This window comes from Rhodoblastus acidophilus (assembly GCF_025961575.1).
Taxonomy (GTDB): Bacteria; Pseudomonadota; Alphaproteobacteria; order Rhizobiales; family Beijerinckiaceae; genus Rhodoblastus; species Rhodoblastus acidophilus_C.
In genome coordinates this window covers 1-18,939 of the sequence record NZ_JAOQNX010000015.1, presented here as the reverse complement: position 1 = coordinate 18,939, position 18,939 = coordinate 1, and the positions used below count along the sequence as shown (strand labels likewise).

Here is an 18,939-nt window from a genome sequence, read left to right as displayed (position 1 = left end):
ATGAAATTTTACGCGGCGCTCCTGGCGTTTTTCCTGTCGCTGTCGTGCGTCGCCCATGGGGCCGTGCGCATCAAAGATGTGGCCTCCGTCAAGGGCGTGCGCGAAAACCAGCTAGTCGGCTACGGCCTCGTCGTCGGCCTGCAGGGCACCGGCGACAGCTTGCAGAATTCCCCGTTCACCGGACAATCCCTGCAGGCGATGATGGACCGCATGGGCGTGAACGTGCGCGGCGTCAATCTGCGCACCCGCAATGTCGCCGCCGTGATGGTGACGGCGGAATTGCCGCCCTTCGCCGCCAAGGGCACGCGGCTCGATGTCACCGTTGCGTCTCTGGGCGACGCCTCTTCGCTGATGGGCGGCCAGCTGTTGCTCACCACCTTGACCGCCGCCGACGGGCAGGTCTACGCCGTGTCGCAGGGCGCCGTGGCGGTGACCGGCTTCGCCGCGCAGGGGCAGGCGGAATCGCTCACCCAGGGCGTGCCGACCGCGGGCCGCGTGCCCAACGGCGCAACGGTCGAGCGCGAGCTGATGACGCGGTTCGGCGACCAGGCGACGCTGAGCCTCGAATTGCGCAATCCCGATTACAGCACGGCCGTGCGCATCGCCGACGCCATCAACGCCTATAGCGCCGCGACCTACCGCCGGCGCACGGCGCGCGAGGACAGCCCGAGCTCGGTGACCTTGCAGGTGCCGCCGGGCGTGGGCGCCACCCATTTCATCGCCGAGATCGGCGACCTCATGGTCGAGCCCGACGCGCCCGCCCGCGTCGTCGTCGACGCCCGCACCGGCACCGTCGTCATCGGCCAGGACGTGCAGATCACGCCGGTCGCCGTCACCCAGGGCACGCTCACCGTGCGCATCACCGAGACGCCGCAGGTGTCGCAGCCCGGGCCGTTCTCGCGCGGCAAGACGGTGGTGACGCCGCAGACGCAGATCGACGCCAGCCAGTCCGGCGGCTCCGTCGCCATGATCGGCGGACGGTCGCTGCGCGGCCTGGTGCGCGGCCTCAACCAGATCGGCGTCAAGCCGCAGGGCATCATCGCCATTCTCCAGGCGATCAAGTCTGCGGGCGCGCTGCAGGCGGACATCGTTATCCAATAGTTAACAGGATGGCGATGCGCCAGCGCGGCGCAAGCTTGCAAGGCGAAAGTGCGGGCGAAGGAAGACCCGCTCCATGAACTGCAGAAATCTCCTTGCTGTCTTTCTCGCCTGCGCCCTCGTCGGAGCGCCGGCCCTCGCCGCCGAGCACGGTGGCGGCGGCGGCGAACATGGCGGCGCCGGCGGCGAGGACAAGAAGAAAGAGCCGCCGAAAACCGATCCCGATCTGCCGGGCCTGCGCAAAGTCCAACTGAAAAAGCCGGTTCCGCCGCAGCCCAAGCCGCCCGTCGTCGAGGGGCCCAAGGGCGCCGAGAATTTCTGCGGCGCCGTCGCCAGCTCGGCCGCCGCGACCCGGCTCGCCTGGCAGGAGGAGCGCATCAGGGCGCTGCAGGCGCAGATGGTCGTCAAGATCGCGGAACTCGAGGCCAAGGAGGCCGAGGTGCGCGACTGGGTGCGCAAGCGCGAGGAGCTTTTGGCGCGCGCCAATGACAGCCTGACCGCCATCTATTCGAAGATGAAGCCCGAGGCGGCCTCCGCGCAGATTTCCGCCATGGACGACGATTCCGCCACCGCCATCCTGCTCAAATTGAAGCCCGCGGTCGCCAGCGCCGTGCTGGGAGAAATGAACGCCGAGCGCGCCGCGCGCCTCAGTGATCTGCTGTCCGGCGCCGCCGCCAAATCCGACGAGAAGAAATCGTGAATCGCATCGCCATCGCCTTGACCCTGCTGCTCGCCGCGAGCGGCTGCGCCCGAAAATACGACCTGTTCCAGGAGCCCAGCATGTCGCCGGTCGGCAGCGGTCTCACCGCGCGCACCGATCCCTCGGTGATGAACATCGACATGCCCAGGGCCAGCAACGGCAGCTCGCTGTTCCAGGACGGCGCCGCCAATCTGTTCACCGATTCGCGCGCCTCGAAAATCGGCGACGTCATCACGGTGAGCATCCTGATCAACGACAAGGCGAGCTTCGGCAACACCAGCGGGCGCTCGCAGACCGCCCAGGAGACCGGAAGCTTCAACTGGGCGTTCGGCCTGGATTCCAACAAGCACAAGGTCAACGCCGCCGGCGACCTCAATGCGTCCTCCTCGTCCAACGGGCAGGGCACCATCGATCGCTCCGAGAAGATGCAGCTCGCCGTCGCGGCCGTCGTCACCCGCATTCTGCCCAACGGCAATCTGGTGATCAGCGGCACGCAGGAGGTGCGGGTCAATTTCGAGATGCGCCAGCTGGAGATCGCCGGCATCGTCCGTCCCCGCGACATCAGCGCCAACAACATGATCTCCTACGAGAAGATCGCGGAGGCGCGCATCTCCTACGGCGGCAAGGGGCGCATCATGGACGTCCAGCAGCCCTCCTGGGGGCAGCAGCTCTTCGACGCCGCAAAACCGTTCTGAGGGCGCGCGCATGGCCGAAAAAAAGCCGAAGCCGCAAGACGCCGGCAAGGAAAAGGGCGGCATGACCATGGCGCAGAACGCCATCGGCTTTGTCGTCGCCGGGGTGATCGCCGGCGGCGTCGGCGCGGGCGTCGGCATGATGAACAAGCCCGTCCCGCCCGGGCCGGCCGCCAAGGAGGGCGCCAAGCCCGTCGAACGCAAGGAGGAGGCGGCGCCGCTCGTGCAGATGGGCAGCCTGGAAGTGCCGCCCGCCGTCACCAATCTGGCCTCGCCCAAGGAGGTCTGGGTGCGCATCGAAGGGGCGATCCTGTTCGAGGGCAAGACGCTTCCGCGCGGCGACGCGCTGGCGGCGGAAATCTCCGCCGACATCCTCGCCTTCCTGCGCACGCAGACGCTCGAGCAGATCCAGGGCGTCGCCGGCCTCGAACATCTGCGCGCCGACATCAACGAACGCGTGCAGACGCGCTCGCAGGGCGCCGTCAAGAAATTCATCATCAAGGCGCTGGTGGTGCAATGATTCGCCGTGTCCTGCCGCTTGTCGTCCTTCTCGCCTCCGCCGCGACCGCGCTCGCCGCGCCGGCCGCCGCCCCCGCCGCGACGCCGCCGAGCGATCTTGCTTCCGCGCTCAATTCCGTCGGCGGCCTCGCCAGCGGCCGGATCATCCAGCTCGTCGCTTTGCTCACCGTGCTGTCGCTTGCCCCGGGCCTGCTGATGATGGTGACGAGTTTCACCCGCTTCGCCGTGGCGCTCTCCTTTCTGCGCTCCGGCATCGGCTTGCAGAGCGCGCCGGCCAATCTCGTGCTGATCAGCCTCGCTTTGTTCATGACCTTCTTCGTCATGGCCCCGACCTTCGACCGGGCGTGGAAGGATGGCGTTAAGCCGATGATGGACAACCAGATCACCGAGGAGCAGGCCTTTCCGAAAATCGTCGAGCCGTTCCGCCAGTTCATGGCGAATCAGACGCGCGAAAAGGATTTGCGCATGTTCGAGGATCTGTCGAAGGGCTCGTTCGAGATCGCCGATCGCACCAAGGCCGATTTGCGCGTGCTGATTCCCGCCTTCATGATTTCCGAGCTGCGGCGCGGCTTCGAAATGGGTTTTCTCATCCTGTTGCCCTTCCTGATCATCGACATGATCGTGGCCACGCTCACCATGTCCATGGGCATGATGATGCTGCCGCCCTCGATGATCTCCCTTCCGATGAAGCTGTTGTTTTTCGTGCTGATCGACGGCTGGAACATGCTCATCGGCAGCCTGGTGCGCTCGGTGAATTAAAGCGCAACTTTTGGGAAGGCGCCGCCTGCTCCTGCGTCGGTCACGGCGCGGGCAGAGTTAACGATTTTGGGCCGCTCGGCGGGCCCTGACGGCGCATGCGGCAAAAAACCGCGGGTTTTCCAGGCGTTTGGCCGGAAGTTGCGAAACCTTCCCTGCATTAACGCCTTGGCAATTTTTCCCGGTTAGGTTGCAACTCATGCACAACGAGTTGAGCCCATGTGAGGCTCGAAGGCATGAGGCCGCCTCTGTTGTTCCGGTCAGCCCGGGATGTTCCTAGCAAATTTCAACCAACGTACAGGAACAATCCACAATGTCGTATTTGCTCACCAACGCCTCGGCGATGACCGCCCTGCAAAACCTGGCTTCGACTCAGAAGAATCTGTCGACGACGCAGAGCCAGCTCTCGACCGGCTTGGCGATCCAGAATGCGTCCGACAATTCGTCCTACTGGTCGATCGCCAAGACCATGGATTCCGACAATGGCGCGCTCGAGGCGGTCGGCGCCTCGCTGAAGGTCGCCGGCCAGATGGTTTCGACCTTCACCACGGCCATGACCCAGGCCATGTCGGTCGTCAACAAGATCAAGAACGACCTTGCCGAGGCCCAGACCTCCGGCGCTGACCTGACCCAGATCGGCACCGACGTCGCCAACCAGGTGGCCTCGCTGAAGACCATCTTCGGCGGCGCGACCTTCAACGGCCAGAACTGGCTCGACGGCACCACCACCACCGCCAATATCGCCAACGCCTATACCAACAGCAATGGCGTGACCGGCATCGCCATCGACGCCACCACGATGGGCACGCTGCAGATGACCGACAGCGCCGCCGGCACCGCGGGCGTCCTCAACACCACCCAATCCGGCGGCGCTTCGGTGACCGCGGGTCTGTTGAGCATCACCGTCAGCACCAGCGACACCCAGGACACCTATTCCGGTTCGACCCGGACCAAGGGCACGCTCAGCGAGAAGCTCGACGAAGTCAACGCCGTGATTTCCAAGATGGAATCGGCCTCGGCGACGCTGGGCTCCTACACCCAGACGATCGAGATGCAGCAGCAGTTCATCTCGACCATGCAGACCAACCTGTCGAACGGCGTCGCCTCGCTCGTGCAGGCCGACATGAACCAGGTTTCGACCCGCCTCCAGGCGCTCCAGACGCAGCAGCAGCTCGGCGTGCAGTCGCTGTCGATCGCCAACCAGTCGAGCCAGATGATCCTGAAGCTGTTCCAGTAATCGGGACCCTTTGCTTCCAACATCAGGGCCGCGCTCGCGAGAGCGCGGCCTTTCTTTTTGGCAAGCGACTCAGCCTCGCGCCAGCTTGTCGTGGTTGTTTTCGTCGCATGCGTTCGAAAATCCAATCGCGGCGCGCGACGTCGCCCTCCTCTCCGCGCGGCGCAGCCATCGGCGCGCCGGACCATCTCTATCGCCTCGGCATGGCCGAACAGGCGGCGGGCCGCCTCGACGCCGCCATCGACCTGCTCGACCAGGCGCTCAGGCTGCGGCCCGACTTTCCCGAGGCCCTGTTCGCCGGCGGCTGCATTCTGCAGCGCAAGGGGCGCGCCGCGGGCGCGCTGGCCTTCTACAATCGCGCTCTGGAGCTGAAGCCCGACGACGCGCTGGGCTGGTTCAACAGCGGCGTCCTGCTGCTGGAGCATGAGCATGTGGAGGAGGCGCTGGCGCGGCTCGAACGGGCCTGCGCGCTGCGGCCGACCCACGCCGGCGCCCATTGCAACCGCGGCGCCGCTTATTTCGCGCTGGGACGGCTCGAGGAGGCGATCGAGGCCTACGGGCGCGCCATCGCTTTGGACGGCGCCATGGCCAACGCCCATCTCAATCTCGGCAATGCGCTGATGCGCCTGGGGCGTTATCGCGAAGCCCGCCAGGCCTATCTGCGCGCGGTGGCGCTGCGCTCGGATTACGTGCTGGCCTATTGCGGGCTCGGCATCGTCAACAAGGAGCTCGGCCTGTTCGACGAGGCGATGCGGGCTTTCGACCGGGCGCTGGCGCTGGAGCCTGAGTCGGCGGAGGGCCAGAGCAATCGCGGCTGCCTGCAGCTGCTGCTCGGCGACTTCGCCGAGGGGTGGGAGGGCTATGAATACCGCTGGGACAGAGGCCGGCGCCCGGTTGCAAGCTCGCCGGCCCATTTCGATCTCGCCGATCCCGGCAGCCTCGCCGGACGGAAAATTCTGGTCGTCAACGACCATGGCCTCGGCGACACCATCCAGTTCTTCCGCTACATCGTGCTGCTCGCCCGCGCCGGCGCCGCCGTGACCTTCGCGGGACCGGCGAAAATGCGCCGGCTGCTGGCGTCGAGCGGCGTCGAGATCGCCTGGCGCGACGAGCATGATCTCGCGGGGGATTTCGACGCGACGCTCGCCATCAGCAGCCTGCCGCGCGCCTGCGCGACGCGGCGCGACTCGATTCCCGCGCCAATCCCCTATCTGCAAGCCGAACCCGAGCGGGTGGCGTTCTGGCGCGAGCGCATGGCCGGCGCCGGGCCGAAGATCGGCCTGTGCTGGCGCGGCAATGTCGACTTCCGCGTCGATCCGCGCCGGTCGATTCCCGCCGGCAGACTGTCGCCCCTGGCGACGGCGCCGGCGCAGTTCTTCTGCCTGCAGAAAGACCCGGGCCAGGAGGAATTGCCGCAGGCGCTGGCGACGCGGGTCCAGCTGTTCGGCGACGCCTTCGACGCCGGCGCGGATGCGTTCATCGACACCGCGGCGGTGATGGCCAATCTCGACCTCGTCATCACCTGCGACACCTCCATCGCCCATCTGGCGGGGGCGCTGGGCCGTCCGGTCTGGGTCGCCTTGCGCCACATTTCCGAATGGCGCTGGATGAATGCGCGCTCGGATTCGCCCTGGTACCCGACCATGCGGCTGTTCCGCTGCCCCGACGGCGACGATTGGACGGCGCTGTTTGCGACGATCAGCGCCGAAATCGGCCGGGGGTTCGGCCGCTGAACCTCGGCGCGGCCGCCCCGGAACATGAGGCAAAACCTCCACGCAAGTTTAACCGCCGATGATGCGGATCGAAAATGACCTTTCATTGGAATAGGGTATGAGCGCCCGCGAACAATTCGACCGATTAATTTCGAACCTGCTTGCGCTCGGGCCGCGCCGCCTGTCGCTGCTGGCGGCGATCGGCGTGATCGTGTTCGGGCTCATCGGCGTCGCCGCCTATTATCTCAGCCGTCCCACCAACGAGATCCTCTACGCCGGCCTCGACAAGCAGGACGTCACCCGCATCGGCGCCGCGCTCAAGGAGTCCGGCGTCAATTTCGACGTGTCCGCCGACGGCGCCACCGTCTATGTGGCCTATGGCGACACCGCCCGCGCCCGCATGCTGCTCGCCGAGCAGGGTCTGCCGCGCTCGGGCGGCACCGGCTACGAATTGTTCGACAAGCTCGGCTCGCTCGGCCTCACCTCGTTCATGCAGGAGGTGACGCGGCTGCGCGCGCTGGAGGGCGAGCTGGCGCGCACCATCCAGACCATGCGCGGCGTGAAGGCGGCGCGCGTGCATCTGGTGATGCCCGACGAAGGCTCGTTCCGCCGCGCCAAACAGCCGCCCTCGGCCTCCGTCGTGCTGCGCACGGAGGGCCAGGACAATGCGATGATCGCCCAGGCGGTCCGCCATCTCGTCGCCTCCGCCATTCCCGCCATGACGGTCGACCAGGTGACCGTGCTCAATGTCGACGGCACGCTGCTGGCCTCGGGCTCCGACGGCGCCGACGCCGGCCCGGGCAAGATGCTCACGCTGGAAAAAAGCGTCTCCGCTGAGATCCAGAACAACATCCGGCGGACTCTGGCCCCCTATCTGTCGCTGCGCAATTTCCAGATCAGCGTCGCCGCGCGGCTGAACACGGATCGCAAGGAGACGACGCAGACGACCTATGATCCGGATTCGCGGGTTGAGCGCTCGGTGCGCACCATCAAGGAAACGCAGAATTCGCAGAATTCTTCCACGCAGTCGCCGACCTCGGTGGGCCGCAACGTGCCGCAGCCGAATTCCTCCTCGGGCGACGGCAAGCAGGCCAATGAGGAAAGCAACAAGAAGGAGGAGCTGACCAATTTCGAGCTCTCCTCCAAGGTCACCAACACGGTCTCCAACGGCTATGCGATTGAAAACCTTTCGGTCGCCGTCCTGATCAACCGCCAGGGCGTCGCCGCGACGCTCGGCGACAAGGCGACGCCGGAGGCGATCGACAAGCAGGTGGCCGAGATCGAGCAGCTGGTGTCGTCCGCGGCGGGCCTGCGCAAGGAGCGCGGCGACGTCATCAAAGTCTCGGCGGTGGATTTCGTTGACAGCGGCAAGGAGCTGGAGCCCTCGCCGCCGCTCGGGATCGTCGACGTGCTGCTGCGCCAGTTCGGCAGCATCATGACGGCGCTCGCTCTGCTCGGCGTCGCGGCGCTGGTGGTGTTCGTCGGCCTGCGTCCGGCCACGCGCGCCTTGATCGAGCTGCGCGAGCCGATCGCCGGCGAGGGCGCGCTGGCGCTGGCGGGCGGCCCCGCACTCGCCGGTCCCGACGGCAAGATCGAGCCCAATCTGATCGGCGAGAGCGCCGAGGAGCAGGCGTTGCTCGAAGATCTGAACCTGAAGCGCGGACGCAGTCCGCAGAAGCGGCTGGAACAGATGATCGAACTCGATGAGGCCCAGGCGGCCGCAATTCTCAAACAGTGGATCCGTCACGGAGAGCGTGCATGAAGCCGGTTCCGTTCGCCGAATATCTCGCGCGACAGCAGTCGCCCTCCGTAGCCGAGACCGCGCCGTCTCTGCCCTGGCCGCCGCCGCGCAAGCGCACGGCGGACGAACAGGCGGCGCGGGTGTCGCCGCTGTTGCGCCGGAAGGAGCCGGCGCCTGAGGTCGCGCCGCCGGACGAGCCGCGCCCCGGCGTCGCCGCCTCGCCTAAACTCGAACAGAGCATGCTCAAGGCCTTCGAGGAGGGGCGCGAGGCGGCCCGGCGCGAATGGGCGGAGGAGCGCGCGCGGCTCGAGAGCGGCCGCGCGCTGGAATTCGCGCGCGAGCGGGCGAAATGGCAATTGGAGGAGGGCCAGCGCCTGGCGGAGGCGCATCGCGCGGCCATCGCCGATTTCGAGGCCCGGTGCGCGCAAGCCGTCGCCAACATTCTGCGGCCGTTCCTGACCCAGGCGGTGATCGCGCGGGTCACCGATTCGCTCGTGCAGAACATCGAGGTTCTGTTCTCGTCGCGCCGGCGCTCGCTGTTCGAAATCAGCGGTCCGCAGGACCTGCTCGAGGCGCTCAAGGAGAAATTCGCGGACCAGCCGGCGTCGATCGTCTATTCGGTGAGCGACGGGCTCGACGTGCGCGTGCGCGTCGACGACACGGTGATCGAAACGCAGCTCGGCGCCTGGATGCAGGCTTTGGGCGCGCTGCCCGCCGATCCCGACGCGCCCGCGGAAAAGCCGCCGGCCCGGCGCCGGAGCCGCGCCAAGAGCCAGGACGTGAGTCCGGACGCCAGCCAGGACGTGACTCAAATCGCCGGGAGCGCGCCGGGTGAGTGAAGACGCGGAACAACAGGAAATCATCATTGTTCGCCGCCACGGCGCGCATGAGGACGGCCATCACGGCGGCGCCTGGAAGATCGCCTATGCCGACTTCGTGACGGCGATGATGGCGTTCTTCCTGGTGTTGTGGATTCTCAACTCGACCAACAAGGACAGCCAGACCATCATCGCCCGCTATTTCAATCCGGTGAAGATGGAGGATTTCGCCAAGAACAAGCGCGGCATCCGCGACGAAAAGCCGACCGACGACAAGCCGCCCGTGAACGAGGGCGAGCCCGACATGGCGCCGCCCCAGGGGCAGCAGCAGGGCAAGATGGAGCAGAAGGGCAAGGAGCCGCTCAAGGACATCAACGCCAAGGCGCTGATGAACGAGGACACTTTGTTCCAGAACCCCTATGCCGCGCTCGAGCAGATCGCCGGCAAGGCGCCCATGGAAAGAAAGAACAAGGCGGGCTCGGCTGCGGAAGCCGGATCGGCCGACGCCTATCGCGATCCGTTCCGCGCCGCCGAGGGCGCCGCCGACGACGCCGAGGAGCCCGAGGACGAGACGCCGCCGGCGCCGCCCGCCCCCTCCGGCGGGAAATCGGAGTCTCCTGTCAAGGCGGAGAGCGCCAAACCCGGCCAGAAGACGGCGCAGACGCCCGCGCAGACGCCGGCGCAGCAGGCCGCCGCCGCGGAGGCCGCGCAGGAGGCGGCGGAAAAAGCCGACGCCGAGGCGCTGCAAAAGCAGCTCGCCGTCGCCGCCAAGGACGAGATCGGCGACAACCAGCCGCGGTTCGAGGTCAAGGCGACGCGCGAGGGCCTGCTGATCAGCCTGACCGACAATGACAAGTTCGGCATGTTCGAACTCGGCTCGTCGCAGCCCAATCCGAAAATGGTTCATCTCATGGAGCGCATCGCGCGCATGCTCAAGAACCGGCCCGGCGGCGTCGTCCTGCGCGGGTTCACGGATTCGCGGCCGTTCCGCACGGGCGCGTCGGACAATTGGCGGCTCTCGGCGTCCCGCGCGCAAATGGCCCAATTCATGCTAATTCGCGGCGGTCTCGACGCCGGGCGCCTGGAGCGGATCGAAGCCTATGCCGACCGCAAGCCGGTGAACGCCGCCAAGCCCGAGGCGCCGGAGAACCGCCGCATCGAAATCCTGCTGCGCAAGGCGTCGTCATGAAGCTGCCGAAGTTCTCCCTGCCCAAGATTTCGCTGCCGAAGATTTCGCTGCCCAAGGTCGCGCTGCCGAAAATCGCGTTGCCCAAGATCGCGTTGCCGAAAATCTCCGCGCCGAAAATCTCTCTGCCGAAATTCTCCCTGCCCAAATTTTCGAAGAAGAAGGCGGCGGAGGCCGAGGGTGCGAAGCCGGAGGGCGAGGAGAGCATCGAGGCGCCGCGCAAAGGGCTCAAGCGATTCATTCCGCGGCTGAAGGGCAAGGCCCGCATCCTTGTTCCCGCGGCGGCGGCGCTGCTGCTGCTCGGCGGCGGGGGCGGCGGCTATTTTCTCTGGAGGATGATGCAGGCGCCGCCCCAGGGCGGAACGCAGGTCGCGGGGACCAATGCGAATGGAGCGCAGCCGGACGGGACCCAGCCGGCGGCGCCGGAGGGCGGCGGCGCCGACAAGGGCGCCGCTCCCAAGCCCGAAGGCGAACATTCCGAGGCGGGCGCCGCGCCGAAGGAGGGCGAAGCCCATGGCGAGGCCAACAAACCCGCCGAGAAGGAAGCGAAGGACGGCGAAGCCGCCGCGGGCGGGCATGGGAAAGCCCCGGAAGGCGGCGGGCATGGCGGCGGCGGCGGCGGCAAGCAGAAGGTGGTGATCGAGCCGCTGCCGATATCGCCGCCCAGCGAAATCGAACTCATGGTGCGGCGCCTGCAGGACCTGCAGGAAAAAGTCTCCGCCGGCGACGGCGAAGCTTTCAAGGAAATGCCCAAGCATTTGCGCCGGCTCGGCCGCGTCATCTTCGAGGCGCCCGCGGAAACCTGGGAGAAGAAAGACAATGCGCGCGCGCTGATCGTCTATCTTCTCAGCGGCGGCAATCCGACCGCAGGCCGCAAGGCGCTGGCCTCGCAAAAACTCCCCGCCTCGGACGCGCCGGTCGTCAAGGCGGCGGTGGCCTATCTCGAAAATGTCGAGGGGCCGGACCGCGACGTGATGCTCACGCTCGATCCGCTGGCGCTCGATCCCTCCCTGGGCTCATCCGTGGCCTTCGTGCAATCCGTCCTGATGACGCCGCGCGACCGCGATGGCGCGATCGCCAAGCTCGACATTGCGCGGCTGCTGGCGCCGGGCGGGCTGGTGGAGGAGGCGGCGCTGCGCCGCGAAGTGGGCCTGCTCGCGGAGGAGCGGCAATATGAAAAATTCGCCGCGTTGGGACGGCAATATTGGGCGCGGTTCCGCGCCTCGCCCTATGCCGAGAATTTCCTGCGGCAGTTCATGCTCGGCGTCGCCCGCGTCGCCGTGTCGATCAAACTGTCGGAATGGAGCCAGCTCGACGCGTTCATCGAAAGCCTCACGCCAGAAACCAAGCGCAACATCTATCTGACGGTGGCGCAGAATGCTTCGGTGGTTGGCAATGTCGATCTGGCGCGGATGGCGGCGCGCCGCGCCCGCGACCTGAGTCCGGAGGACTCGCAGGAGCGTCAGCGCGCGATCGTCTATGGCGCGCTCGCCGCTGTCGGCGACGCCGATCCGGCGACCAGCGCGCGGCTCCTCGACGGGGTTGATCGCGCCAAACTGCCGCCCGGCGACCAGCCGCTCCACGACGCGGCGGCCTATGTGTCCGGGCGCATCTATCGCCCGCCGGCCAAGGGATTCAAGGAAGCGCCTCCCGGCGACGCCACTGCGGTCGACGCCGATCTGACGCGGGCGGAACAGCTTTTGACCCAGGGTGACGCGGTGATCGCCAGCGTCAGGAAGACCATGACGAGGCAGAGATGATGAGGACGGCGGAGACGATGTTGCAGGACGCCGGCGCGTTGGCGTTGTCGCGCAAGACGTCACGCGACGCTTTTGCCGATGTCTCCGCCTTCGACGCGGCGCTGGCGCAAACCGCCGAGGAGGCCGACGCCTCGACATCGACGGCAGACCCCGGAGAGTCCGGAGCCTTCGCGGCGGCGGACGGCGACTCCGCAGCCTCATGCCTGTCCCAATTGCTCGACGTCCAGGACAACGCCAAGGCCTCTCCGCTCGCCGCCAGCGGGCGGCTGGTCAGCCGCATGGCCGTCGCCTGGCTGGATGCGACGGCGGCGCCCGCGTCCCCCGCCGTTGGGGCCGGCCAGAGCGAGGCGCCGACGCTTGCGTCGGCCGCCTCGACGTCCGACGCCTCAACCGCCGCCGCCTCGACGTCCGCCAGTGCGTCGGCGTCAACGGCGACGGTCTCGACCGCCGCTGCGGCTTCACCTCAGATATTTTCCGGGACTTTGGCGCCGGGGAGCGCGGCGCTGGCTCAGACGACGCAGGACACGGCGAGCGCCGAGCCCGCGCCCCGCGCCGATGCGCCGGCAAAATTCTCGGTCCCCGCGTCCCGCCAGGATGCGGCGGTCCAGCAAGAGGCGCCTTTCCGGGCCGACTTCTCGGCGCGACCGTCCAACGCGTTTGCCGCGGCTGTGACGCCCACGGCGGCGCCGGCCAAGGCGATATCCGACAGCGATTCGGGATCGGGCGCGTCGGCGCCATCGGCTTCGACCACGGACCCCGCCACCGGAGGTCTTGCGCCGCCGGTTCAGGCGCCGGACGCGGCCGTCGCGACGGCTCAGCAGGCTGCGGCGCAGATCGCGCAAGTGCTCGCCGCGCCGGCTTCCTCGGTTGCGGCCGCCGCTGCGGCCGGCTCCGCGACGGCGCTTGCCGGCGCAGCCGCCACGCCTTCGGCGAGCGATTCGGTCGCGCGCATCGGCGCCGCCCTTGCGAGCCCCGCGAAACCCCGGACGGAGGCGACGGCTTCGGAGCCCGAGCCCGCCGAGACGACGTCGGTTCACGTGGTGTCGCAGCAGAGCTGGTTGCCTCCGGTCGACGCCAAGCTCAGCGGCGCCGCTTCGTCGCCGTCCTTTTCCGGCAGGAACGCCGGCCCCGGGGACAACACGCCCGGCGGGAGCGCGTCTGGTGGGAACGCATCCGGCGAAGATTCGTCCGGCGACAAGGCGTCGCGCGAAAAAGCCTCTGTTGAAAAGACGTCTTTTGAAAAGGCGGCGTTGCAAAACGCCAATGTCCGGGGGCAGGCGGCCGAGCCGCTTGCGTCTTTCGCGCAGGTCGCGTCCTTCAGTCTCCCCGCGGCGGCGCAAGCGCCCGCTTCGAGCGCGGCCGTGCAGGCTTCGGCTTCTTCGGCTGCGACGCAGTTGCGCGATCCGCCGCCGACGCCCACGCCCGCCCTGCGCCGCGACCTCGAGATCACGCTGACGCCGCAGGACCTCGGCGGTCTCCAGGTCAAGATGAAAAGCTCCGGCGACCGGTTGGAGCTGTCTTTTGTCGCGGATCGCGGCGAAACCGCCCGCATGATTTCGGACAAGAGCGTCGCGCTGGAAAGCCAGCTCCATGACGCCGGCCTCGGCCTCGGCGGCGTCGCGATCAGTTCGAGCGCCGCGGGCATGTCCGGCGACTCCTCGTCCAGCGGCGCGCAAGGCGGGCCGTCGGGCCAGGGGGCTTCGCCGCAAATGTCCGGCTCGTCCTTCGGCGCCTCGGGGGGGCAGGGCGAATCCGAATCGACCCGGCAGCGTCAGACCTCTTCGGGGCGCCAATCTCAGGACAGTGGGAATGAACCGAGCGATGTTTCCCGCGATCCGCGCGGCTCTGCCGGCGATCGCGGTCTTTATCTCTAGCGTGGCGGCGGCGGAGCCCAAGCTCGGCCCCTGCGAGCGCGAGATGGCGCGCGCCGCGCGCGCCGAAAACATTCCGCTCTACGTGCTCTATTCGGTGGGTCTCACCGAAACGGGCGCGCGCGGCCAATTGCAGCCCTATGCGATGAATGTCGACGGGGTCGCGGTCTCCTCCGCGAGCCTGCCGGAGGCCATGGCGAAATTCAGCGAGGCCAAGGCGCGCGGCGCGAAATTCATCGACATCGGCTGCATGCAGATCAACCACCGCTATCACGGTCAGAATTTTTCCTCGCTGGCCGCCATGTTCGACGAGCGGCTCAATGTCGCCTATGCCGCGCGATTCCTGAAACAGCTTTACGCAAAGGAAACGAGCTGGACCCTCGCGGTGGCGCGCTACAACGCCGGGCCCGACAACAATTACGCGCAGAAGAAATATGTCTGCGCCGTCATCGCCAATATGGTGCGCAGCGGTTTCGGCGGCTGGACCGACAATGCGCGCAAGTTTTGCGGGATGGGCGGGGCTTAAGTGCAGGCGAGCGCTTCGTCGATGGCGGCGTTGACCCGCGCCATCAGCCGCTCCGCTTCCGCGCGTCTTTCGCTGGGGACGCGATCCGGATGGGCGGCGCGCGCCATCACCCTGCGCAACCGGTGCAGCTCGGCCGCGTCTCGGGCGGCGGCGATTTCCGCGGCGATCTCGGCGAAATCGGGAATGTCCGGCCTGTGTTCGGCGACGGCCGGTTGATGCTCGGCATAGGCGCTGGCGATGGTCGCCGCGTCATAGACCTCGCCGCAGCTCTTGGTCCAGAGTCCTCCGACGCCGGCGACCGGGCGGAAAAAATCGCGCGTCTCCCCCTCCAGCGAGGCCAGAACCGACGCGAAATCGCCCTGGTGGGGCGAGGAAGCGGAACGCGTACGCATAAACACAACCGGCAGTTAGGTGTGGCGCCGTGGGCGGTCACCGGAAACCTGGTGAGAATGCTCCAAAAAATATCAACCAAATCATAAGGGAGCGATCCTAGCGTGCCCTTTTATGGGACAGCTTTGCCATTGTTAATCCTTCGTTAACCATATTGCCACAACTTGAGCGTGTGTTCGCTGCGGCGCACGCGGGACTGAAATGGATTTTCGGGAACGGGGGATGGCATGTTCGTCATTGTGGATGATCGCGAGATCGTAAAGTCGGGTTACGCGACCAGTTTCGACCGGGAAGGCGTGGCTTCGACGGGCCTGCGCCCGGACGAATTCGAGGAATGGGTGTCGGGCGCCAACAAACCCGATCTCCAGGCGGTCGAGGCCTTCCTCATCGGGGACTGCTCCAACCGCGAGGCCTTCCCGCGCCTGATCCGCGAACGCTGCGTCGCGCCCGTGATCGCTCTGAACGACTCGCCGTCGCTAGAGCAGACTCTTGAGCTGTTCGCCGCCGGCATGGACGATGTCGTCCGCAAGCCCGTTCATGTGCGCGAGATCATGGCCCGTGTCGGCGCCATCCGCCGCCGCAAGGAGGCCCAGCCCGAATATAAGATCGTCGGCGAAATGCGCGTCTATTTCGACGGCCGCGACCCCGAGGTCGGGGGCACCGCGCTGCCGCTGCCGCGCCGCGAACGCCGCATCCTCGAATATTTGGTTCAGAACCAATCGAAGCGGGTGACAAAAACCCAGATTTTCAATGCGATCTATGGTCTTTTTGACGATGAGGTCGAAGAGGATGTGGTGGAAAGCCACATCAGCAAGCTGCGCAAGAAATTGCGCCACCGCCTGGGTTACGACCCCATCGATTCCAAGCGTTACCTCGGCTATTGCCTGACGCTCAACTGACCGGGGCATCCCGTTTGCGAAAGGCCGCGCCTCCCCCGCGCGGCCTTTTTGCGTGATGCGGGCTCAGGTGGCGCTGGCCGCGCCTGGCGAGGTCGCGGGCCGTCAATCCTTGATGGCGTAGAATTTTCCGCGCAATTCGATGATCTGCCGGCGCGTCGCCGGAATGGGGCCGCCCGGCAGCATGCGGGCGCCCAGCGTGTTCTGACGTCTCCAGATCACGCGATAGGCGAAGATGCTCTCGGTTTCGTCGTCGAACAGATGAAAGATCTCGGGCGCCTCGCAGTCGCGCGCCAGGCGGAGGCGCAGGCCGCCGGCGGAGCGGTCGAGGATCGAGGTTTCCACCACAAAGGCGTTGGCGCGGTCCAAAACCTTGCCGGAGCGCAGGCGCGTCCGCCGTCGCGGCGCGTCGCGGCGCTCGTCCGCGAAGGCGGCCGGTCCGTTCGAAAGCACGCTATACGTGACTTCGCCGCGCGGCTTGCGCCGGAACAGGTCGAAAATGGAGGGGCGGCCGAGCGAGATTTTCTCAGCAGTCAGGTCACGCGGGGCCATGGGGCGCTCGGATTAGGCGGCCGGCTGAAGCTGGCGCGCCTGGTCGCGAAGGTCGGCGAAGGCGTTGCGCATCATGTCCAGTTGCGAATCGTCCGCCCGTTCGCCGATGCCGTCGCGCCGCAACTCGTCGCAGGTTTTCAGCTTGGCGACGACATCGGCGAAGCTGAGGCAGGGCTTTTCCGCAATGGTGCGCTTCAGCGCGCCGATCAGGTCATAGGTCGATTGACGCTGCGACTCCGGCAGCGGGCCGGCGGCGGCGAATTGCATTTCAAGCAGGCGCAGGCGCAGAATCGCGGGGCTGTTCGCAACGACTGAAATGTCGTCCGACGCAGAGAAACAGGTGGCGATCATGAGGTCGGCGGTCCTTTGGGCGGCTTGGACGGGCTCATCCCGTCCGTTCCAGTAAAAAACCGAATCCTTTTGCGAAGCTTTCGTAGGAAACGAAAGCCTCGCGCCAGTTTTCACGCGGATTGTTGGGGCGTCTGATACGGAGGATTGATTCGATGCCCCACGAAATTCTCGAGTCCATGCGCGCGCTTCGGGAGGAAATGCGTCAGCGCCTGCTCCAGGTTCCTGAATATCGCGCGCTCGTTTCGCTGGATCGCTCCATCAACGAGCTTTGTGACATCTTGCAGAACACCATGCCGCAGCCGCAGCCGCGCGCGGAATACGCCCAACCGGCCGCCGCGCCGGCGCCCGTCGCAGCACCGGCCCCGCAGGCTATGGATGTCGCGCAGCCGCGCGCGAGCGGCATCGCCAGCGCCTTCGCCGAAACCTTGGCGGCCAAGATGGACCAGCGCAATCTCTCCCGCGCCTCGGCCGTTTACGCTCCGCCGACACACCGCGCTCTCGGAGCGTGATCGAACGCATTTTCTCGCGGAAGTTGAAGCGAAATTAACCGGGCTTGCGGAAGCTCCGTCCAGAAGAACAGGACGGACGCCGTGATGGAAAAAATCATCAATCGCCTGGAAGCGATCCACCGAGCCTTGCGCAATGCGCCGATTCAGGGGCGACGCGACATGCAGGTGGCCGATTCCGTGGCGCTCTGCCTGCGAGAGCTGCACGCCATAGCGGCGCAGGCCTCTGCGGGAGACCGGGTGCGTGGGCCAAGCCTGCGGTTGATCGATTGCACGCCAGTTCCGCAGGAGGCCTTCGGTCTGTCCTTGACCTCGCGCGACCCCGTTGCGGAGACCCCATCGTGAGCACCTTTATAGATTACCTGCAAATCTCCAAAAATCTTTCCCGCTATCAGAAGCTGACGGCTGCGGACCCCGTGGTGTCGCAGGCGACCAAATATTACCAGGCCAATATCGGCAAGGTCACCAGCGCCGAGCAATTGGTGAAAAACACCCGCCTGTTCAATTATGTCATGAACGCCTTCGGCCTTGGCGACATGACCTATGCGAAGAAAATGATCCAGACCGCGCTTGAGCAGGGTTTGTCCGGCTCCAAGGCGCTGGCCGTCAAGCTTAACAATCCCAAGATCACCGCTCTGGTGAAGGTTTTCGATTTCGCCACCCTTGGAAAAGCCACCACCCAGCAGACGGCGGCGCAGCAGGGCGTGGTCGACAAATATGTCATGCAAACGCTGGAGACGAATCAGGGGCAGACCAACCCCGGCGTGCAGTTGGCCCTCTATTTTCGCGACCATGCGTCGAGCATCACCGATGGCTACAGTATTCTCGCGGACACGAACCTGCTGAAGGTCGTGCAGACGACGTTGGGCATTTCGTCCTATACGTCGGTGCAGAACGTCGACACGCAGGCGGCGCGCTTTGACAAGCTGCTCAAATATTCGGATTTCAAGGACAGCGCCAAGGTGCAGAAATTCCTTGAGCGCTTCACGGCGCAGTATGACGTCCAGAACCCGGGGGCGGGGACCTCAAGCGCAAATCTGGTGCTCAGCTTGTTCGACTCCTCCAGTTCCTCCGGCACGATGATGAGCTCCAGCACGCTGATGAGCCTGCAGAACCTCAGGCTTGGCGGTTACTGAACGATCCCGATCGCTGATTGATCCGGCCGCTGACGCGGCCGTTTTTTTTTGCGCAGCGGGAGCGTAAGGGCTTCATGATGTGCGTAAGTGCATGTTTCCAAACGCATTAATCTGCAAATTTCGAAATAATGCAACTTTTTTGAAAAAGGCGCTTGACGGTTCGATCGGGGAGGTCCTATAAGCCGGACATCGACGGCGTCGCTGCCGGTCACTGGCGGCGGACGCTGACGCGTCTTCAACTGAACCTTCTTGGTTTGGCCGGCTAGGTCGCCGGGGATGACGTGTCGCTGAAGGATCGGGTTGACACCTTAGGGTGTGAGGCTTAAATTCTTTGGCCCTGCTGTTTGACAATCGCATCGGAAGAAAGAGAAACGTGGACGGCGGAAGTCCTTGCGTTGATCTTCGAGGAAACTTGAAGGTCTTTCATGAGGAACAAACCGACGATCACGTATCTTAAGTTCATCGCGATACTTTTGAGCTGTGAAGCTCGAGTGT

At 66.0% G+C, this 18,939-nt stretch carries 20 protein-coding genes; 17 read left to right on the top strand and 3 right to left on the bottom strand.

Annotated elements, in window-relative coordinates; all coding sequences use genetic code 11:
- The 13 genes from flgI to M2320_RS11825 all read left to right on the top strand — a co-directional run bounded on the left by flgI (position 1) and on the right by M2320_RS11825 (position 14,613).
- A complete protein-coding gene (gene flgI / locus M2320_RS11885) occupies positions 1-1,101 on the top strand; it encodes a flagellar basal body P-ring protein FlgI (RefSeq protein ID WP_264597460.1) in 1,101 nt (366 codons plus the stop codon).
- A gap of 73 nt (positions 1,102-1,174) precedes the next feature.
- Entirely contained in the window at positions 1,175-1,798 is a 624-nt protein-coding gene (locus M2320_RS11880) for a MotE family protein (RefSeq protein ID WP_264597459.1), read from the top strand.
- The gene (flgH, locus tag M2320_RS11875; RefSeq protein WP_264597458.1) at positions 1,795-2,493 is read left to right on the top strand and encodes a flagellar basal body L-ring protein FlgH; all 699 of its coding nucleotides are present in this window, start codon (positions 1,795-1,797) and stop codon (positions 2,491-2,493) included. The genes M2320_RS11880 and flgH overlap by 4 nt, the downstream gene beginning before the upstream one ends.
- A gap of 10 nt (positions 2,494-2,503) precedes the next feature.
- A complete protein-coding gene (locus M2320_RS11870; RefSeq protein WP_264597457.1) occupies positions 2,504-3,010 on the top strand; it encodes a flagellar basal body-associated FliL family protein in 507 nt (168 codons plus the stop codon).
- A complete protein-coding gene (gene fliP, locus M2320_RS11865) occupies positions 3,007-3,768 on the top strand; it encodes a flagellar type III secretion system pore protein FliP (RefSeq protein ID WP_264597456.1) in 762 nt (253 codons plus the stop codon). The genes M2320_RS11870 and fliP overlap by 4 nt, the downstream gene beginning before the upstream one ends.
- Before the next feature lie 310 nt (positions 3,769-4,078).
- Positions 4,079-5,002, top strand: coding sequence for a flagellin (locus M2320_RS11860; RefSeq protein ID WP_264597455.1), 924 nt, complete (start codon positions 4,079-4,081; stop codon positions 5,000-5,002).
- A 107-nt stretch (positions 5,003-5,109) separates the two neighbouring features.
- Positions 5,110-6,732 (top strand): tetratricopeptide repeat-containing glycosyltransferase family protein, encoded by a 1,623-nt coding sequence (locus tag M2320_RS11855; protein WP_264597454.1) that lies wholly within the window; start codon positions 5,110-5,112, stop codon positions 6,730-6,732.
- Positions 6,733-6,829: 97 nt separating this feature from the next.
- Complete coding sequence (gene fliF, locus M2320_RS11850; protein WP_264597453.1) at positions 6,830-8,473, top strand: flagellar basal-body MS-ring/collar protein FliF; 1,644 nt, start codon at positions 6,830-6,832, stop codon at positions 8,471-8,473.
- The gene (locus M2320_RS11845) at positions 8,470-9,291 is read left to right on the top strand and encodes a hypothetical protein (RefSeq protein ID WP_264597452.1); all 822 of its coding nucleotides are present in this window, start codon (positions 8,470-8,472) and stop codon (positions 9,289-9,291) included. Before fliF ends, M2320_RS11845 begins: the two co-directional genes overlap by 4 nt.
- Positions 9,284-10,459 (top strand): MotB family protein, encoded by a 1,176-nt coding sequence (locus M2320_RS11840; RefSeq protein ID WP_264597451.1) that lies wholly within the window; start codon positions 9,284-9,286, stop codon positions 10,457-10,459. The genes M2320_RS11845 and M2320_RS11840 overlap by 8 nt, the downstream gene beginning before the upstream one ends.
- Positions 10,456-12,216 (top strand): hypothetical protein, encoded by a 1,761-nt coding sequence (locus M2320_RS11835; RefSeq protein ID WP_264597450.1) that lies wholly within the window; start codon positions 10,456-10,458, stop codon positions 12,214-12,216. The genes M2320_RS11840 and M2320_RS11835 overlap by 4 nt, the downstream gene beginning before the upstream one ends.
- On the top strand, positions 12,213-14,090 hold the full coding sequence (locus tag M2320_RS11830; protein ID WP_264597449.1) for a flagellar hook-length control protein FliK: 1,878 nt from the start codon (positions 12,213-12,215) through the stop codon (positions 14,088-14,090). Before M2320_RS11835 ends, M2320_RS11830 begins: the two co-directional genes overlap by 4 nt.
- On the top strand, positions 14,026-14,613 hold the full coding sequence (locus M2320_RS11825) for a transglycosylase SLT domain-containing protein (protein WP_425540677.1): 588 nt from the start codon (positions 14,026-14,028) through the stop codon (positions 14,611-14,613). Before M2320_RS11830 ends, M2320_RS11825 begins: the two co-directional genes overlap by 65 nt.
- Here the strand turns inward: M2320_RS11825 and M2320_RS11820 are convergent.
- Complete coding sequence (locus M2320_RS11820) at positions 14,610-15,005, bottom strand: hypothetical protein (protein WP_264597448.1); 396 nt, start codon at positions 15,003-15,005, stop codon at positions 14,610-14,612. The genes M2320_RS11825 and M2320_RS11820 overlap by 4 nt on opposite strands.
- 225 nt (positions 15,006-15,230) lie before the next feature.
- Here M2320_RS11820 and M2320_RS11815 point away from each other — a divergent pair, with 225 nt between their 5' ends.
- The gene (locus tag M2320_RS11815) at positions 15,231-15,902 is read left to right on the top strand and encodes a response regulator transcription factor (protein WP_184428391.1); all 672 of its coding nucleotides are present in this window, start codon (positions 15,231-15,233) and stop codon (positions 15,900-15,902) included.
- Between the two features lie 102 nt (positions 15,903-16,004).
- Here M2320_RS11815 and M2320_RS11810 read toward each other — a convergent pair whose 3' ends face one another.
- Positions 16,005-16,451: a PilZ domain-containing protein gene (locus M2320_RS11810; RefSeq protein ID WP_264597447.1), complete on the bottom strand. Its 447-nt coding sequence runs from the start codon at positions 16,449-16,451 to the stop codon at positions 16,005-16,007.
- A 12-nt stretch (positions 16,452-16,463) separates the two neighbouring features.
- Positions 16,464-16,802, bottom strand: coding sequence for a hypothetical protein (locus tag M2320_RS11805; protein ID WP_184428393.1), 339 nt, complete (start codon positions 16,800-16,802; stop codon positions 16,464-16,466).
- A gap of 152 nt (positions 16,803-16,954) precedes the next feature.
- On the opposite strand from M2320_RS11805, the gene M2320_RS11800 reads away from it, so the two are divergent.
- From M2320_RS11800 to M2320_RS11790, 3 genes are all read left to right on the top strand, one after another.
- A complete protein-coding gene (locus tag M2320_RS11800; RefSeq protein ID WP_264597446.1) occupies positions 16,955-17,311 on the top strand; it encodes a hypothetical protein in 357 nt (118 codons plus the stop codon).
- Between the two features lie 84 nt (positions 17,312-17,395).
- A complete protein-coding gene (locus M2320_RS11795; RefSeq protein WP_264597445.1) occupies positions 17,396-17,653 on the top strand; it encodes a hypothetical protein in 258 nt (85 codons plus the stop codon).
- Positions 17,650-18,444 carry a DUF1217 domain-containing protein gene (locus M2320_RS11790; protein ID WP_264597444.1) on the top strand — a complete coding sequence of 265 codons (795 nt, stop codon included), beginning with the start codon at positions 17,650-17,652 and terminating at the stop codon, positions 18,442-18,444. The genes M2320_RS11795 and M2320_RS11790 overlap by 4 nt, the downstream gene beginning before the upstream one ends.
- Positions 18,445-18,939: the final 495 nt, after the last annotated feature.

Excerpts from the sequence above, each read along its gene's own strand:
- flgI (WP_264597460.1), top strand. The coding sequence starts at position 1 with ATGAAATTTTACGCGGCGCTCCTGGCGTTTTTCCTGTCGCTGTCGTGC.
- M2320_RS11880 (WP_264597459.1), top strand. The coding sequence starts at position 1,175 with ATGAACTGCAGAAATCTCCTTGCTGTCTTTCTCGCCTGCGCCCTCGTC.
- M2320_RS11870 (WP_264597457.1), top strand. The coding sequence starts at position 2,504 with ATGGCCGAAAAAAAGCCGAAGCCGCAAGACGCCGGCAAGGAAAAGGGC.
- fliP (WP_264597456.1), top strand. The coding sequence starts at position 3,007 with ATGATTCGCCGTGTCCTGCCGCTTGTCGTCCTTCTCGCCTCCGCCGCG.
- M2320_RS11860 (WP_264597455.1), top strand. The coding sequence starts at position 4,079 with ATGTCGTATTTGCTCACCAACGCCTCGGCGATGACCGCCCTGCAAAAC.
- M2320_RS11855 (WP_264597454.1), top strand. The coding sequence starts at position 5,110 with ATGCGTTCGAAAATCCAATCGCGGCGCGCGACGTCGCCCTCCTCTCCG.
- fliF (WP_264597453.1), top strand. The coding sequence starts at position 6,830 with ATGAGCGCCCGCGAACAATTCGACCGATTAATTTCGAACCTGCTTGCG.
- M2320_RS11845 (WP_264597452.1), top strand. The coding sequence starts at position 8,470 with ATGAAGCCGGTTCCGTTCGCCGAATATCTCGCGCGACAGCAGTCGCCC.
- M2320_RS11835 (WP_264597450.1), top strand. The coding sequence starts at position 10,456 with ATGAAGCTGCCGAAGTTCTCCCTGCCCAAGATTTCGCTGCCGAAGATT.
- M2320_RS11830 (WP_264597449.1), top strand. The coding sequence starts at position 12,213 with ATGATGAGGACGGCGGAGACGATGTTGCAGGACGCCGGCGCGTTGGCG.
- M2320_RS11825 (WP_425540677.1), top strand. The coding sequence starts at position 14,026 with ATGAACCGAGCGATGTTTCCCGCGATCCGCGCGGCTCTGCCGGCGATC.
- M2320_RS11820 (WP_264597448.1), bottom strand. The coding sequence starts at position 15,005 with ATGCGTACGCGTTCCGCTTCCTCGCCCCACCAGGGCGATTTCGCGTCG.
- M2320_RS11815 (WP_184428391.1), top strand. The coding sequence starts at position 15,231 with ATGTTCGTCATTGTGGATGATCGCGAGATCGTAAAGTCGGGTTACGCG.
- M2320_RS11810 (WP_264597447.1), bottom strand. The coding sequence starts at position 16,451 with ATGGCCCCGCGTGACCTGACTGCTGAGAAAATCTCGCTCGGCCGCCCC.
- M2320_RS11805 (WP_184428393.1), bottom strand. The coding sequence starts at position 16,802 with ATGATCGCCACCTGTTTCTCTGCGTCGGACGACATTTCAGTCGTTGCG.
- M2320_RS11800 (WP_264597446.1), top strand. The coding sequence starts at position 16,955 with ATGCCCCACGAAATTCTCGAGTCCATGCGCGCGCTTCGGGAGGAAATG.
- M2320_RS11795 (WP_264597445.1), top strand. The coding sequence starts at position 17,396 with ATGGAAAAAATCATCAATCGCCTGGAAGCGATCCACCGAGCCTTGCGC.